The following is a 15,828-nucleotide window of genomic DNA, read 5'->3' as shown; positions in this document are numbered from 1 at the left end:
GGCTGGTGTCTATTGAGTAACACCTCCTCCTGGTTAGTGTTGCAATCCTTCCACCCGCCTTCGGCGGGTTTCTTTTTGGCCGCCTTTTTGTCCGCCATCGGGGGCCCGGTTCCCGCCATGAAAAAGGGGCCCGCAGGCCCCTTGTCGTGGTGTGCATTCATCAGAACACGTACTTGACCCGTGCACTCAGGTTGCGACCCGGCTCGGTCTGGCGGCTGGTGCTGGCACTGGCGCTCTGGCCGGTGATGCTCTCGTAGTTGACGTACTCCTTGTCGAACAAGTTGAAGACGCCCACGTTGAACTGCAGATCCTGCACCGGCTTGAACTGGGCATAGATGTCCACCACGCCCCAGCCCGCGCTCTTGATGTTGTCGTTGCCCTTGGCATCCTTGCCCACCTTGCTCATGTCGTCGGCAAAGCGCAGGGCGGTGTTGATGTTCCAGTTGGGCTGCTCCAGTCGAACACCCAGGGTCCCCTTGAGCGGACTCAGGCTGTTGATGTAGTTGCCATCGCCATCCTTGCCCTCGATATAGGAGAGGTTGCCCCAGACGTTGACCAGATCGTTCAGCCAGTAGTCCGCCTTGGCCTCGGCCCCCTTGGTGGTCGCCTTGTCCAGGTTCTGATACTGATACAGCGCGGTGCGGCCCTCGGTGCCGACCCCGGCCAGCTCGATGAAGTCTTCGAACTTGTTGTAGAAGGTGGCCACTTCATAGCTGAAACCGCCGGCACTGCCGCGCACCCCCAGATCGATGCCGTCGCTGCTCTCGGGCTTGAGGTTCGGGTTGGGCTCGATGCGATAGCCATATGCCTGGTGGTTCAGGGTGGAGAAGGCGTTGTCATACATGGGGGTCTTGTAGCCGTGGCTGTACTGGGCGAACAGGTTGGCCGCCTCGTGCGCCTTGAACACCAGCCCCAGCTTGGGCGAGAACTCCCCTTCGGAGAAGCGCTTGAGGTTCTCGCCGGTGTAGGCAGGATCCTGATCCGGGTTCATCCGGTAGTAGTCGTAGCGAGCACCCGGCGTCAACACCCAGCGCTCGCCGAACTTCAGCTCGTCAAACGCCCACAGGGCGCCGTGCTCGGTGGTGGTGGAGGGGAAGCTCAGCTCGTTGTAGCCGACGAAATCCCCCGGCACGGTCGGCGCCTTGAAGCGGGTCCGCTCGTTGTCAGTGTGCTCATACTCCAGACCCCAGGCCAGCCGCTGGCTCGCCAGCGCCTTGCTGAACTTCAGCTGGGCTCCCAGGCTCTTCTGCTCGAAACCGTTGTTGTCCAGCGAGTTCTTGGTCACGTAGGGGTTGGTCGGCCGCACCGGATATTTGGAAGAGGCGTACTGATCCATGATCTGCTTGGTGCGGGCGTAGTAGAGCTTGCTGTCGATGCGATCAACCCAGGGCGCGTTCAGGGCGATGCCGTGATCCAGCACCAGCGACAGGTTGTCGGTCTCCTTGTCGGTGATCGGCTGGTTGAAGACCGAGCCCGCCTTGGTGAGGTCGACGGCATCGGGGTCCTGCCCCTCGTTGAAGTAGTCGACGGTCAGCTTGAGGAACTGGGCATCGCTCAGGTTCCACTGGCTCTTGAACAGCACGGCCTGGCTGACGATGTCGAACTCGTTCTTGTCGCCGTCGTAGTTCTGGGTCACCCCGCCGTCACGCCAGGTGTAGCGCAGCAGGTTTTCGAACGCGCCGGCGCGCAGAGCCCCAGTGACGCCGGCCATCTTCTGGTGGCTGCTGGAGGCATAACCGGTGGTGGCATCCAGATAGCTGTCGCGACCCTTGAGGAAATCAGCCGCATCCTTGGTGGTGATGGCGATGACGCCGCCCAGTGCATCGGAGCCGTAGGCCGCCGAGGCGGGTCCCTTGACCACCTCGATCTGCTTGATCATGTCGGTGTCGAAATAGCTCTGACCCACGCCACCGTTCTTGTAGGCGTCGTTCTGGCGCACGCCGTCGCGCACTATCTTGACCCGGTTCTCACCCATGCCGCGAATGACGAAGGTCTGGGCATCGCCAGCGCCGCCGAGGGCGATGACCCCCGGCTCGTAACGGAACAGGTCGGCAACGTTGCTCACCACCTGCTCTTCAATCTGTTCGGCGGTGATGACCGAGATGGGGCCGGAGACATCCTCCAGTTTCTGCTCCATCCGAGAGCCACTGACCACCATGACTTCATCTGCTTTCTTGTCCGCCGCAAAAACCGGGGAAGCGAGGCCTGCCGCCACGGCAAGGGCGACCAGCGATAGGGTGTTGTTATGGGCCACTGCAAATCCTTATTGAGAACTGTTATCAAACAGCTGGCATCTTACCCACCTCTCAACAAAGATCAATAATAAACGGAATCATTCTCATTTTCTTTTGTCATAATTCGGTTCTACACTACGCCCCTCTGTTTTCCCGCCCGCCATGCTGCCATTGTATGGTGCAGGCACCTCATCGCTGCGAGACATCCATGACCCGACTACTGCCTCTGTTCACCCTGCCCCTGCTGCTGGCCGCCTGTGCCACGACGGCCCCCGTCAACGATGCCGGCACCCTTTATCACTATCAGCTCAAAGCCACCCAGGGGAACGATCTGACCCTCGAACAGGCCCTGGCCCGGGTGGCGGACGCCGACATAGTGCTGGTGGGCGAGCTGCACACCCATCCGGCGGTGCACCTGCTGCAGGCCAGAATGCTGGCGGGCCTGGCCGCAGACGGTCGCCCTCTGGTGCTCTCCATGGAGCAGTTCAGCCGCGCCGATCAGCCGGTGCTGGATGCCTACCTGGCCGGTCGCATCGGCGAGGCGGCCCTCATTCGTGACGGCAACGCCTGGCCCAACTACCAGAGCGACTATCGCCCGCTGGTGGAGTTCGCCAAGGCGCACCACCTGCCGGTCATCGCCGCCAATGCGCCCAAACCGCTGGTGAGCTGTGTCGGCCAGGAGGGGCCGGCCTGGCTGGATCAGCTGCCCGCCAGCCGTCGTAGCCAACTGGCCCGCACCCTCACCCTCGGCGATGATCCCTATCGCCAGAAATTCATGGCCTCGCTCCATCATGGCGATGCCGACAGCAACGCCCGCCGCTTTGCCGCCCAGACCAGCTGGGACGACACCATGGCCGAGAGCATGGTGGATTACCTGCGCAGCCACCCCGGCCAACGCATCATGCATATCGCCGGCAACTTCCACGTAGAGGGCGGGCTGGGGCTGGCCAGCCGCATCGCCAGCCGCAACCCGGATCTCAAGGTAGCGCTGGTCGTGCCGGAGCTGACGGCGCCGCAAGCGGGTGATGGTCAAGCAGCGGCCGGCCGGGTTGCCGACGTGCGGGTCGGCATCGCCCCCCTGCCGGAACGCTGGCTAAACGCCGATGAAATGAAGCAAGATATGGGCGCACTGCATCAATCCCGCAGTCGTGACTGCAGCCAGTGGCTGCAACCCTGACCTTGCGTCTGAGGAGCCCAGTGGCTGCCACCCTGACAAACATTTGCCCAAGGATTTCATATGGATGTGTTACTGGTCATCGACATGCAACAGGGGCTGTTCACCCAGCCTCGCCATCAGGACGCCCAGGTCATCGCCAATATCAATCGATTGGCCGAGCGCGTGCGGGCAGAACAGGGTCGTGTCATCTATGTGCAGCACGATGCCCCCGGTTCCGAAGTGGATCCCGCCAGTCCGGGCTGGCAGCTGCACGCCGATCTCGCCCCAGAGGGGCATGACAGCCGGGTACGCAAGACCGCCTGCGACAGCTTCCTCGACACCGAGCTCGGTTTCCTGCTGGCGGAGCAGCCGGTAGACAGGCTGCTCGTCTGCGGCTGTGCCACCGATTTTTGCGTCGACACCACCTTGCGCAGTGCCGCCGCTCGCGGTTTCGAGGTGGTGGCGGTGACCGACGCCCACACCACGGCAGACAGGCCCCACCTGAGCGCGGAGCAGATCATCGAGCACCACCACTGGATGTGGCGTCACCTCAGCCTGCCAAAAGGCAGAAGCGTGACCCTGCTCACGACGGATGAGCTGCTCGGCGCCACCCAACCGGGCCCGGCATGTTAATCTGCCCGCTCTGAAGCGATCACCCGATTGGAGTCTTGTGTGCGTCTACTCTCTGCCGTTGCCTTCACGGTGCTGTTACCGGCAATCACCGCCTGCTCCGGCCTGCCGGGGCGCCAGCCGGATGGCCCGGCCCCCCTGTTCAGGACCCACATCAACGAGGAGGGGAGCAAGCGCTTCACCTTCGAAGCCGCCCCGCTCGATACCCTGCCCACCCGCCTGCAGGACGATGACGGCAGCCGCCTGAGTCGCAGCAAGAGCCTGCTGGAGCGGCGTGAAGCGCTGCAGGATGCCCAGCTCACCCAGGCGCTGGCCGAGCGCAAGTACTGCCGCGAAGGCTACATAGTGCTCAGCCAGACCTCCTGGAAGATCCGGGGCGAGTGCAACGAGACCGCCACCCGGGCCGACCGCGACGCCTTCCCCAACAAGGCCTCCTGGCAGGATTGAGGGAAAACCGTCCATAAAAAAACGGGCAGCCCCAGGGCTGCCCGTTTTGTCATGTTGGTGATCGCGTAGATCAGACCGGCGCATCGGCCGGGCTGGTCAGCTCGGCACCATTGTCGACGCGCTTGTGCCCTTCCACCAGGTGGACGAAATCCACCAGCTCGTCGCCGGAGACCCGGAACGCCTGGCCGAAGCCCTTGACGAACAGCCCCTGTTCGGGCTTGAGGCGAAACAGCACGAAATCCTTGAGATTGGAAAGCCCTTTGACTATCTCGCCGAAGCGCCCTTCCAGCGCCGCAATGGCCTTTTCCCAGCGCACGTCGTCGCGGGCCACCACTTCGGCCAGCGCATCGAAGGTGAGGCGCTTGCGGGCAAACAGTTCGCGGGCCCCGTTCTCGTCCTCGATCAGCATCAGCGACACCTTGGGCACCTGTTGCAGGTTGCGGGCGTGGCGGGCGATCTCGGAGATGAGCACATAGTAGCCATCTTCCTGCAGCACGAAGGGGGCATAGCTGGCATTGGGGTTGCCTTCACTGTCCACCGTCGCCAGCTGCAGGGTGCGGCAACCGTCGCGAAACTCGCGGATCTCCGGTTGCAGGCGGTTCTGCAGACGCTCCTGACGTTCACTCATGCTTTGACTTCCTCTTGATACTGGTGGCGCAGGGCCATGAAGCGTTCCACCTGGGCCGGCAGCAGCTGACGCTGCTCGTCACGCCCCAGATAGACCTTGAAAATGCAGCGACCGCTGTGGCCGAAGAACTGGAAAGAGTGCCCCTCCTTGCCCATGAACAGCTTGCTGACCAGGGCGATGCCGACCACGTTGTCGAGCTTGAGGTGGCCGTGCATCTCGCCGTCGCGCCCCATCAGGTTGTAGTAGCCGCGGGCGCTCTTGCCACGGGGGAAGGGGGCCTTCACCTCGAAGATGGAACCGTCGGACTCGACGATGGTGGTCACCTGGCCCCAGTCGGCCAGATCCGCCAGCAGGGCTTCGGCCTGCTCGGCGGGCACCAGGGTGACCAGCTCGGCCGGCAGGTGGCGTACCACCTCCCATTCGCTGACGGCCAGCTCGGCGGCGATGGTGGATGGGTGAGCGCTGGGATCTTGTTCCAGCAGCCCATGAATGCGTTGTGCAATGCTCATCGGTTCTCCCTTGGGGTGCCTGCGGCATCCCTGTTCTGTCATGGCGGATACTGTAATGAAGGCCCCAAACCAATGCAATTGATAATCGCTTTCATTCTCAGTGCATTTTTTTCGACGGCTTGATATTCTCGGCGGCAACCCAACTTCATTCACCCTTCGGAGGTTAGCATGGGCCGTCGTTTTGCCCTCGCACTCAGCCTGCTCGGCTGCTCAGCCCTGTCCCTGTCCGTTCTGGCGCAGGAACGTATCGTCAGCATAGGCCCGGCCACCACGGAACTCATTCTGGCGCTGGGCGGTGAGCAGAGCCTCATCGCCACCGACATCAGCAGCCCAGAGCCGAAAAACCTGCCACGGGTCGGCTATCACCGCGCTCTTGCCGCCGAAGGGATCCTGAGCCTGGCGCCGACCCGGCTGGTCGGCAGCGACGAGATGGGGCCGCCGCCCGCCCTGGAGCAGCTGCGCCGGGCCGGGGTCGAGGTGGACGTGCTGCCCACCGCCCCCACCCTCGCCAACCTCAACCAGCGCATCGATACCCTGGCCGCCCTGCTCAAGGACTCGGCCGCCGGCACCCGCCTGAAGGCCGAGATCCAGGCCCAGAGCGAGCAGCTGGCCGCCCAGGCGAAGCAGAACAAACCGCTCAAGGTAGTCTTCCTGCTGCTGCACAAGGGCCAGCCCACCAGCATCGCCGGCGGCAACACCACCGCCAGTGCCCTGCTCACCCTGGCCGGCGGCGTCAATCCGGTGGCACAGTTGCAAGACTACAAGCCCGTCTCCACCGAATCCCTGATCGAGCTGCAGCCCGATCTGGTGCTGGTGAGCGGCCGCGACTGGCAGCAGTATCAGGATCCTGAAACCGTGCTGAGCCAGGTGCCCGCCCTTTCCGCCACCCCGGCCGGCAAGAACAGGGCCATCCACGCCATCGACGGTCACGCCCTGCAAGGGGGGCTCAGCCTCACCTCGCTGCAGCAGGCCAGCCAGATCGCCAAGTGGATCAAACTGGGTTCATGATGCGTCTGCCACTGTCCTGGCTGCTGTGCCTCACCGGCGGCGCACTGGCGCTGCTGCTGGTCGGATCCTTGGCCACCGGCCCCATGGCCCTCTCCTTTGGCGAGAGCCTGCGCGCCCTGTTCGCCGGCCAAGGGAGCGGGATTGAGGCCCACAAGCTGCTGATCGTGCAGGAGATCCGCCTGCCGCGCACCCTGCTCTGCATCGCGGTGGGGGGGATTCTCGGCCTCTGCGGCGCCGTGATGCAGGGGCTGTTTCGCAACCCCCTGGCCGACCCCGGCATCATCGGGGTCTCCGGCGGCGCGGCGCTCGGCGCGGCGCTGGCCATCGTGCTGCTGGCCCCCCTCGGCCAGCAGTGGCAGAGCCTGCTCGGCATCGGCCTGCTGCCCCTGCTCGCCTTTCTCGGCGGGGCGCTGACCACCACCCTGGTCTATCTGCTCGGCACCCGGGAGGGGGGCACCTCGGTCACCGTCATGTTGCTGGCCGGGGTGGCCGTCACGGCGCTGTCCGGCGCCGTGATCGGCCTGCTCACCTATCTCGCCGACGATCAGATGCTGCGCAACCTGAGCCTGTGGCAGATGGGGTCGCTGGCGGCGGGCAAGCCGGTGGACGTGGCGCTGGCGCTGCTGACCCTGGTAGCCCTGCTCATTCTGTTCTTGCGCGATGCCAACCCCCTCAACGCCCTGCTGCTGGGTGAAGGGGAAGCCCGCCACCTCGGCATTCAGGTGCAGTCCCTCAAGCGGCGGCTGATCCTGCTCACCGCCGCCGGGGTCGGCGTGGCGGTGGCAGTGGCCGGCATGATCGGTTTCGTCGGCCTGGTGGTGCCCCACCTGGTGCGGCTGCTGGCCGGCCCCAACCACGTCCGGCTGCTGCCGCTCTCCGCCCTGCTCGGGGCCGCCCTGCTGCTGGGCGCCGACATGCTGGCCCGCACCCTGCTGGCGCCGGCCGAGATGCCGGTCGGCATCATCACCGCCCTGCTGGGCGCCCCCTTCTTCATCTGGCTGCTGGTCAAGGGCCGCCGGACGCTTTAACCGGAGGACTCCTCTTGTCTGCTTCATCGACCCTGCTGCACTGTCGCCAGCTCAGCCTCAGCCGGGGCGGCCGCCCCATCCTGGACAGGCTCGACCTCAGCCTGCAGGCGGGCAGCCTCACCGCCCTGCTCGGCCCCAACGGCGCCGGCAAGAGCTCGCTGCTCAAATGCCTCACCGGCGAGCTGGAACATCAGGGAGAGATCCGCCTGTTTGGCCGGGAGCGGCAAGAGTGGGCCGGCACCGAGCTGGCCCATCGGGTCGGGGTGCTGCCGCAGAGCTCGTCCCTGAACTTCCCCTTCCTGTGCGAGGAGGTGGTGGCCATGGGCCGGCTGCCCCACAGCGAACCGGCCAGCCGGCGCGACCAGATAGTCGGGGCCGCCATGACCCACACCGGGGTCGATCACCTGGCCGGCCGCCTCTATCCCGGCCTCTCCGGCGGGGAGCGCCAGCGGGTGCAGTTCGCCCGGGTGCTAGCCCAGATCTGGCAGGCACCGGACGAACCGCAGCAAGCGCGGCTGCTGCTGCTCGACGAGCCCACCTCGGCGCTCGATCTCAAGTACCAGCACCAGCTGCTCACCATGGCACGCGCCCTCGCCGCCCGCCATACCGCCGTGCTGGTGGTGCTGCACGACCTCAATCTGGCGGCCCGTTACGCTGACCGGCTGGTGATGCTGGAGCAGGGCAGAGTGATGGCAGACGGCACCCCGCGCGAGGTGCTGACGCCTGATCTGATCGACCGGCTCTACGACTACCCGGCCCAGGTGATCCTCCACCCCGAAAGCGGGCTGCCCATGGTGGTGTGATGCGGTGATGGCCGTGCGGCAGATAGCAACAGAGCGCCATCAGGCGCTCTGTTTGTTTGCAAGGCGGGCAGGCTAATCGTCAGCCAAACAGCCTCATATGATTCTTTACTCGTCAAGCAATCTGATAGCGGCCCGGCTTGTGGTTGAGTGTCAACACCAGGTTACAGATGATGGCCGCCACCACGGAGAGCGCCAGGATCCAGGGCTGCACCACGAAGAAGGAGGCGATGACGATGGTACAATCCAGCCCCATTTGCAGCTTGCCGGCGCGGATGCCGAACCGATCCTGGATAAACAGCGCCAGGATGTTGAAGCCGCCCAGGCTCGATTTGTGGCGAAACATGATGAGCAGCCCCATGCCGATCAGGGTGCCGCCGATCAGCGCCGCGTAGACCGGCTCAATCTTGCCGATTTGCAGCACGGCGTTGAGGTGATCCGTCATGAAGGAGACAGCCGCCACCGAGACGAAGGTGTTGAGGGTGAAGCGCGGCCCCATCCTGAGCCAGGCCAGGGCATAGAAGGGCAGGTTCATGCCGAAAAACAGCAGGCCGAAGCTCAGCCCCGTCACCTGCTGCAGCAACAGTGCCAGCCCGGCGGTGCCGCCGGTGAGCAGACCGACTTGATGAAACAGAAAGATGCCGAGGGAGACGAAGCCGGCCGCGGTCAGCAGGGCGATGACGTCTTCATAGAGGGGGTGCGCAGTCCGAACGGAGTGCGCCGAGCCAGGGGTGTTGTCCATAACCGGTATCCAATAGCGAAGTGAAAGAGTGTCTGTTGCCCGTCTGGCGGGCGCGAGCCCTGTCCGCAGGGCTTCGTTATGGGGTTCAGTCTATTTTTTGCGACCATGATCACAATAGTTGCCGCCCACGCCCCGTTTTGGTGCCTGTCATTCTCCATTGACAGCCGCTGCACCAAGATGCAGCATGCCGCGCCTGGACCGCCCCCGTCGCGCCGACACGGGCGGTTTGCCATGGCACAGATGCGCCGGCTCTGCTACAAAGCGCGCAGCCCCTTTTCCCATCACCGTCAGGAGCCCCATGATCTGCACAGGACCCCAACCATGAAGTATCTGGTCACCGGCGCCGCCGGCTTTATCGGTTTTCACGTGGCCAGACGGCTGTGCGAGGCGGGCCATCAGGTGGTGGGGCTGGACAACCTCAACGACTACTACGAGGTGAGCCTCAAGGAGGCTCGCCTGGCGATGCTGACCCCCTTCCCCCATTTTCGCTTCGTGCAGGGCGAGCTGGCGGACCAGGCCGGCATGGCCTCCCTGTTTGCCGAGGGGCGGTTCGAGCGGGTGATCCACCTGGGCGCCCAGGCGGGGGTGCGCCACTCGCTGGAAAACCCGTTTGCCTACAGCGAGAGCAACCTCACCGGCATGCTGACGGTGCTGGAAGGGTGCCGTCAGCACGGCATCCGGCATCTGATCTACGCCTCCTCCAGCTCAGTCTACGGCATGGGCGAGCAGCTACCGTTCAGTGCCGATCAGCAGGTAGACCACCCGGTCTCCCTCTATGCCGCCACCAAGAAGAGCGGCGAGCTGATGGCCCACGCCTACTCGGCGCTCTACGGTCTGCCCACCACGGGGCTGCGCTTTTTCACCGTCTACGGCCCCTGGGGCCGGCCCGACATGGCCATCGCCAAGTTCACCCGCGCCATCCTGGCGGGCGAGCCCATCGACGTCTACAACCAGGGCGACCTCAGCCGCGACTTCACCTTCATCGACGACATCGTCGCGGGGATCCTGGCCGTCGCCGAGCTGCCGCCCCGCCCCAACCCTCACTGGCACGCCGGCGAGCAGAGCCCGGCCGAGAGCGCCGCGCCCTATCGCATCCTCAACATCGGCCATGGTCAGCCGGTGCGGCTGCTCGACTTCATCGAGGCGCTGGAACAGGCGCTGGACAAGCCCGCCATCAAGCGGATGCTGCCGATGCAGGCGGGCGACATGCACGCCACCTGGGCCGACAGCGAGCCCCTCCACACCCTCACCGGCCTGCGCCCCGCCACCTCCATCAAGGAAGGGGTCGCCGCGTTCGTGCGCTGGTATCTCGACTACTACCAGCCCGCCCGCTGACCCATTCAGGCACGGCGTGCCTGCCGAGCGGGCACCAGCACCATGACCGCCATGGTCAGCAGCACGCCGAGCACGCCCCAGCCCACCTGCCGCCAGATAACCTCCTCCCCGCTCAGCATGCCGGTCAACAACACCAGCACCGGGATCAGGTAGGTGTAGGCCGAGACCTGCTCCGGCTGCAGCACCACGCTCCCCTGCTGGAACAAAAAGAAGCTGAGTGCCGTGGCAAAGAGCGCCAGATAGGCAAGGCCGAGCCAGAGCGGCAGCGACACCTGCTGCCAGTCGGTTGTCAGCAGCCGCGGCGCCACTACCAGGGTGAGCAGCAGGGTGGCGCAGATCAGGGTCCAGCAGGTGAGGTGGGCAAACGACTCGCCCCGGTAGTAGCGCTTCACCAGTATGGGGTTGAGCGCCATCCCCACGCAGCCGAGCAGATAGATGCGGTTGCTGGGGGTGAGGCTCAGGCTCGCCAGCTGGCTCAGTTCGCCGCGAAAGATGATGAGCGCGGCCGCCACCATGCCCCCCAGCAGGGCGAACGCCATCGACCAGCCGATGCGGCGCTGCAGCACAAGCATGCTGGCCAGCGCGCTGATGAGAGGCACCGTGGTGTAGAGTGCGCTGGCATCGAGGGCGCTGGTCTCCTGCAGCGCCACGAACATGGCGACGAAGTAGCAGAGGGCTGGCAGCGAGATGAGGGTATAACGCCCCAGATCCCGCAGCGAAGGCAGCACCAGACGGCGCTGGCAAGCCAGCAGAATCACGAAGGTGAGCGCCGCCAGCAGGTAGCGCGCCCAAGTGACCACCAGCGGGTCCAGCACCGCGGTGAGGGCGCTGCCGATGGGGAAGGAGAGGCTGATGAGCAGGGTGAATAGCAGCACCTTGCCGTGGGCCTGCACGAAATGAAAACGGGGATGGGACATGGCATGCACCTGTGCAAAGGGGCGCCCCGCCGGGCACCGCACTGGATGGGAATGATTCAATAACTGCCGTCGGCAGCAACCGGCTTCTTGCCCTCGATAGTGGCCAGCAACTGGCCAAGCAGGCTGGAGGCGCCGAAGCGAAAATGCTCGGCAACCAGCCACTCATCGCCAAAGAGTGCGGCCGCCATGGCCAGATACTCCCCCGCCTCCTGCGCGCTTTTCACCCCGCCTGCCGCCTTGAAGCCCACCCGGTGCTGCGCACCGCACTCGGCGATGGCCGCCAGCATGGTGCGGCACGCCGCTGGGGTAGCATTGACCGGCACCTTGCCGGTGGAGGTCTTGATGAAGTCGGCCCCCTCCTCGATGGCGAGCAGGGAGGCGGCGCGGATAAGCGCGGGCTCCTGCAGCTCGCCGGATTCGATGATCACCTTGAGCAACCGCGTTCCGCACAATGCCTTGCAGCCGCGCACCAGCGCCCGGGCGGGCGTCTCGTCCCCCGCCTTGAGCGTACGCCAGGGGATCACCAGATCGATTTCGTCGGCGCCAGCGAGAAGGGCCCCGCGGGTCTCGGCCAGCACGACATCCAACTCATCGTCGCCGTGGGGGAAGTTGACCACGGTGGCGACCTTGATTTCGGGGGTGCCCTGGGCCGCCAGGGTGAGCCTGGCCAGCCCCACGAAGCGCGGATAGATGCAGACCGCGGCGGTGTTGCCGACGGGGGTCTGCGCCTGGTGGCAGAGGGCGATGATGCGCGCGTCGTGGTCATCGTCGTTGAGACTGGTGAGGTCCATCAAGCGGATGGCTCGGCTGGCGGCCTCGGTGGCGGCGCAGGCAGGTGCAAAAGCAGTAGCTGGAATCATGGAAGGCTCCTGTCGGGATAAGAAAGGGGCGCCGCAGCGCCCCGGAACAAGGGATGGGACGCTCAGGCCAGGGAGAAGAAGATCCCGGCGATGGCGGCGCTCATCAGGTTGGAACAGGTGGCAGCCAGCACGGTACGCAGGCCGTAGCGGGCGATGAAGTCGGTGCGGGAAGGGCAGAGGGTACCGAGGCCGCCGATCAGGATCCCCATGGAGGCCAGGTTGGCAAAGCCGCACAGGGCGAAGCTGATGATCACCTTGGACTTCTCCTCCAGCACCTGCAGGCCGGCGGCGGTCACAGTGCTGGCGTCTTTCAGGTAGGGGGAGAGGTCGCTATAGGCCACGAACTCGTTCACCACCAGCTTCTTGCCGATCATGGCGCCGGCGATGCCGATGTCCGCCAGCGGCACCCCGAGCAGGAAGGCGAGCGGCGAGAAGATCCAGCCCAGGATGAGTTCGAGGGAGAGCGGCATGCCCATCATCTCCCCCACCCCGCCCAGCAGGGTGTTGACCAGGGTCACCAGCCCGATCATGGCGATCAGCATGGCGCCGATGGCCGCCGCCAGCTTGAGGCCGCTGCTGGCCCCCTCGCCTGCCGCCGCCAGCACGTTCTCCGGCTTCTTGCCGTCAAACTGGATGCTGTTGTCGAACACATAGTCCGGCTGGCTGGTTTCGGGAATGATCAGCTTGGCGAACAGGATCCCGCCCGGCGCCGCCATGAAGGAGGCGGCCAGCAGGTACTGCATGTCCACACCCATCATGGCGTAGCCCGCCAGCACGGTACCGGAGACCGAAGCCATGCCACCGCACATGACGGCGAAGAACTCCGAGTCGCTCATCTTGGGCATGTAGGGTTTGACCACCAGCGGCGCCTCGCTCTGGCCGACGAAGACGTTGGCCACCGCCGACATGGATTCGGTCTGGGAGGTGCCGAGCAGGCGGGCCATGGCGCCGCCGATGAAGCGGATCACCAGCTGCATGATGCCGAGGTAGTAGAGCACGGCGATCAGCGCCGAGAAGAACACCACCAGCGGCAGCACGTTGAGGGCAAACACGAAGCCGATGCCGTCCACCGAGAAGTTGACCAGGTTGCCAAACAGGAAGTGGATGCCCGCCTTGCCGCTTGCCAGCACGGCGTCGACCCCGTGGGCCATCCCCTCCAGCGCCCGGCGCCCCAGCGGTACATAGAGCACCAGGGCACCGATGGCGACCTGCAAGGCCAGCGCCAGCCCCACGGTGCGCAGGCGAATGGCCCTGCGGTTGGTCGATGCGAGCACGGCGATGAGGATCAGCGCCGCCATACCGAGAAATCCTGCTGCAAACATAACTGACCTCCTGGTCGTTCCCTGCTTACTGGAAGTGGTGCTTGATAAAGGCGTTGATGAGGCGGATGAAATCCGTTTCCGCCAGCTTGGCGCACTTGAGGGTCTGCTCGTGGGAGAGCTGCACGTCGCCAAGCCCCTCCGCCATGTTGGTGATGGCGCAGATGGCCAGCACCGGCAGCGCACAGTGGGCGGCGCTGACCACTTCTGGCACCACCGACATCCCCACCACGTCACCACCGATGATCTGCATCATGCGGATCTCGGCCGCGGTCTCGAAGCAGGGGCCGCTGTAGGAGACGAACACCCCCTGATTGACGGCGATCCCCTCCTGCTCGGCCAGCGCCAGCGCCTCGCTGCGCAATGCCTTGTCATAGGCATTGGCCAGGCTGAAGAAGCGCGGGCCGTAGACCTCGTCATTGGCGCCCGTCATGGGGGTGCCCGGCATGGTGTTGATGTGATCGTTGAAGATGACCAGGGAGCCGACCCCGATCCGCTCCGGGCGCAGCGAGCCGGCCGCATTGGTCACCAGCAGCAGCTCGCAGCCCAGCCGCTTGAAGGTGCGCACCGGGGTGGTCATCACCTTCATGGTTTCGTGTTCGTAGTAGTGGCCGCGCCCCTTCATGCACATCACGTCCACCCCGTGCAGCTTGCCGAGCATCAGCTCGCCGCTGTGGCCGGCCACCGTGCTGACCGGGAAGCCGTCCAGCTCCTCGTAGGGAATGGTGACCTTCTCCTCCAGCGCATCGGCCAGCACGCCGAGGCCGGAGCCCAGGATCATGGCGGCACGGGGGGCGAAACCCGGCTTGCGGGCGAGAATGGTGGCGACGGCGTTGAGTACCGGATCTTGTTGCATGAGCTGCACCTCTTGAGGCTGTAAATGGGACATGGCGCTCACTCTAGGGGAGGTATTGGGCGATAAAAATCGCTAAAATCGGCCTGACTATCCTGATTTTCAGCACAATTTCCCGCTGGGAGATGGCTGAAAACCAAAGGAAGCGGCATGAATGGCGCTGATTGGCCCCGTTTTGTCGCCAACCAGACCCGGCACGGTCAAAACGGACCGGCAAAGGTGTGAGCCGGATCGACCATCCGCCGCGCAGCGGCCTTGCTGCCGCCCGCACCGGTCGCGCAAACTTTGACGGGGATCGCATCCGGCCCTCAATCAGCCACCGAAGGAGGTCGCTTGGCCCTCGACAGTCACTGGCGCGATCGCGTCACCCTCAAGATGCTGCGCTACTTCCATGCGGTGGCCAGCCAGGGACACTTCAGCCGGGCCGCCCTGCAGCTCAATGTCTCCAAGTCGCCACTCAGCGCCCAGATCAAGGAGCTCGAGTCCCTGCTGGGGCTGGCGCTGTTCGAGCGCCACACCCGCCAGGTGAGCCTCACCGCCACCGGCCGGCTGCTGCAGGCCGAGTGCGCCCTGCTGTTCGACGTGCTGGAAAGCGGCATCAACCGGGTGGTGCAGGCGGGGCGCATGGAGCGCAACCAGATCCGCATCGGGCTGGTCAGCTCCATCTTCTGGGCCGGCTTTGGCGAGGTGATCCGCCAGTGTCACCAGCGCCACCCCGAGTTCGAGATCACCTTCACCGAGCTCTCCCCCGAACGGCAGAAACAGGCGCTCTCGCGCAAGGAGATAGACCTCGGCCTCGCCCGCTTCGCCGACACCGTCAACATCCATCCGCTGCTGGCTGAAACCATCTATCGCGAGTCCATGGTGCTGGTGGTGTCGGACGAGCATCCGCTGCGGGATCGCAAGCTGGTCTCCCTGCCCGAGCTGGCGGGGGAGCCGTTCGTGCTGATGAGCCGCGCCAACTCCTCCTCTACCGACCTCATCATCAACGCCTGTCTGGTGGAGGGCTTCTACCCCCATCTCAACCAGGAGGTGGTCGAACCCAACACCCTGATGGCGGTGGTGGCCACCAGCCTGCAAGTGGCGCTGGTGCCGGCCAGCTACGCCCGCCAGAAGTGGCCCCACGTGCGCTTCATCCGGCTCGAGCAGGCGATCCCCGCCGATCTCTGCGTGCTTTACGCCCCGCCCGGCGACGGCCAGCCAGCCGCGGTGGCGATCCGCCACTTCATCGACACCATGAGCGCACAGATGAACCGGCCGACCGTGGATTGATGAGTTAATCGGATGGTGCTTAACTACCTCAGCCCTTAGGATGGGGATGTGAAGCGGATGGCGGTTTGCCGTGCACCGGCTGGGGTATAC

At 65.0% G+C, this 15,828-nt stretch carries 16 protein-coding genes; 8 read left to right on the top strand and 8 right to left on the bottom strand.

The features are described 5' to 3' along the window. Window positions 1–160: 160 nt before the first annotated feature. On the bottom strand, window positions 161–2,254 hold the full coding sequence (locus tag OKC29_RS10685) for a TonB-dependent hemoglobin/transferrin/lactoferrin family receptor (RefSeq protein ID WP_073349042.1): 2,094 nt from the start codon (window positions 2,252–2,254) through the stop codon (window positions 161–163). Between the two features lie 188 nt (window positions 2,255–2,442). Between OKC29_RS10685 and OKC29_RS10680 the strand changes: the two genes are divergently transcribed. The 3 genes from OKC29_RS10680 to OKC29_RS10670 are packed head-to-tail and all read left to right on the top strand — an operon-like array spanning window position 2,443 to window position 4,467. Beyond that, window positions 2,443–3,411, top strand: a complete 969-nt coding sequence (locus tag OKC29_RS10680) for a ChaN family lipoprotein (RefSeq protein WP_010634917.1) — start codon at window positions 2,443–2,445, stop codon at window positions 3,409–3,411. A gap of 60 nt (window positions 3,412–3,471) precedes the next feature. Beyond that, window positions 3,472–4,023 (top strand): cysteine hydrolase family protein, encoded by a 552-nt coding sequence (locus tag OKC29_RS10675; RefSeq protein WP_073349040.1) that lies wholly within the window; start codon window positions 3,472–3,474, stop codon window positions 4,021–4,023. 39 nt (window positions 4,024–4,062) lie between these two features. Then, window positions 4,063–4,467 carry a hypothetical protein gene (locus OKC29_RS10670; RefSeq protein ID WP_073349038.1) on the top strand — a complete coding sequence of 135 codons (405 nt, stop codon included), beginning with the start codon at window positions 4,063–4,065 and terminating at the stop codon, window positions 4,465–4,467. Between the two features lie 70 nt (window positions 4,468–4,537). On the opposite strand, the gene hutZ is transcribed toward OKC29_RS10670, so the two are convergent. Together hutZ and hutX are read right to left on the bottom strand one after the other, a co-directional pair. Continuing rightward, on the bottom strand, window positions 4,538–5,095 hold the full coding sequence (hutZ, locus tag OKC29_RS10665; protein WP_073349036.1) for a heme utilization protein HutZ: 558 nt from the start codon (window positions 5,093–5,095) through the stop codon (window positions 4,538–4,540). Beyond that, complete coding sequence (gene hutX / locus OKC29_RS10660) at window positions 5,092–5,604, bottom strand: heme utilization cystosolic carrier protein HutX (protein WP_011704903.1); 513 nt, start codon at window positions 5,602–5,604, stop codon at window positions 5,092–5,094. Before hutX ends, hutZ begins: the two co-directional genes overlap by 4 nt. A gap of 168 nt (window positions 5,605–5,772) precedes the next feature. Here hutX and OKC29_RS10655 point away from each other — a divergent pair, with 168 nt between their 5' ends. Genes OKC29_RS10655 through OKC29_RS10645 form a run of 3 tightly spaced genes read left to right on the top strand, consistent with a single transcriptional unit; the run spans window position 5,773 to window position 8,443 of the window. After that, window positions 5,773–6,612 carry a heme/hemin ABC transporter substrate-binding protein gene (locus tag OKC29_RS10655; protein WP_073349034.1) on the top strand — a complete coding sequence of 280 codons (840 nt, stop codon included), beginning with the start codon at window positions 5,773–5,775 and terminating at the stop codon, window positions 6,610–6,612. Beyond that, entirely contained in the window at window positions 6,609–7,640 is a 1,032-nt protein-coding gene (locus OKC29_RS10650) for a FecCD family ABC transporter permease (RefSeq protein WP_162275620.1), read from the top strand. The genes OKC29_RS10655 and OKC29_RS10650 overlap by 4 nt, the downstream gene beginning before the upstream one ends. Window positions 7,641–7,654: 14 nt before the next feature. After that, on the top strand, window positions 7,655–8,443 hold the full coding sequence (locus OKC29_RS10645; protein ID WP_073349032.1) for a heme ABC transporter ATP-binding protein: 789 nt from the start codon (window positions 7,655–7,657) through the stop codon (window positions 8,441–8,443). Between the two features lie 112 nt (window positions 8,444–8,555). On the opposite strand, the gene OKC29_RS10640 is transcribed toward OKC29_RS10645, so the two are convergent. Next, on the bottom strand, window positions 8,556–9,182 hold the full coding sequence (locus tag OKC29_RS10640; RefSeq protein WP_011704899.1) for a YitT family protein: 627 nt from the start codon (window positions 9,180–9,182) through the stop codon (window positions 8,556–8,558). 321 nt (window positions 9,183–9,503) lie between these two features. On the opposite strand from OKC29_RS10640, the gene OKC29_RS10635 reads away from it, so the two are divergent. Then, window positions 9,504–10,517, top strand: a complete 1,014-nt coding sequence (locus tag OKC29_RS10635) for an NAD-dependent epimerase (RefSeq protein WP_073349030.1) — start codon at window positions 9,504–9,506, stop codon at window positions 10,515–10,517. 5 nt (window positions 10,518–10,522) lie between these two features. Here the strand turns inward: OKC29_RS10635 and OKC29_RS10630 are convergent, their stop codons facing one another. From OKC29_RS10630 to xapA, 4 genes are all read right to left on the bottom strand, one after another. Next, window positions 10,523–11,434, bottom strand: a complete 912-nt coding sequence (locus OKC29_RS10630; RefSeq protein WP_060388667.1) for a DMT family transporter — start codon at window positions 11,432–11,434, stop codon at window positions 10,523–10,525. A gap of 56 nt (window positions 11,435–11,490) precedes the next feature. Further along, complete coding sequence (deoC, locus tag OKC29_RS10625) at window positions 11,491–12,294, bottom strand: deoxyribose-phosphate aldolase (RefSeq protein ID WP_073349028.1); 804 nt, start codon at window positions 12,292–12,294, stop codon at window positions 11,491–11,493. 62 nt (window positions 12,295–12,356) lie between these two features. Continuing rightward, window positions 12,357–13,616 (bottom strand): NupC/NupG family nucleoside CNT transporter, encoded by a 1,260-nt coding sequence (locus OKC29_RS10620; protein ID WP_073349026.1) that lies wholly within the window; start codon window positions 13,614–13,616, stop codon window positions 12,357–12,359. Between the two features lie 25 nt (window positions 13,617–13,641). Beyond that, the gene (gene xapA, locus OKC29_RS10615) at window positions 13,642–14,469 is read right to left on the bottom strand and encodes a xanthosine phosphorylase (RefSeq protein ID WP_073349024.1); all 828 of its coding nucleotides are present in this window, start codon (window positions 14,467–14,469) and stop codon (window positions 13,642–13,644) included. A 330-nt stretch (window positions 14,470–14,799) separates the two neighbouring features. On the opposite strand from xapA, the gene OKC29_RS10610 reads away from it, so the two are divergent. Further along, window positions 14,800–15,738 carry a LysR family transcriptional regulator gene (locus OKC29_RS10610; RefSeq protein ID WP_073349022.1) on the top strand — a complete coding sequence of 313 codons (939 nt, stop codon included), beginning with the start codon at window positions 14,800–14,802 and terminating at the stop codon, window positions 15,736–15,738. Window positions 15,739–15,828 lie beyond the last annotated feature (90 nt).

The sequence above is a fragment of the Aeromonas sp. QDB34 genome (assembly GCF_027705405.1).
Taxonomy (GTDB): Bacteria; Pseudomonadota; Gammaproteobacteria; order Enterobacterales; family Aeromonadaceae; genus Aeromonas; species Aeromonas hydrophila.
Note: the sequence above shows the minus strand (reverse complement) of the source record. Positions and strands in the feature narration are given on the sequence as shown.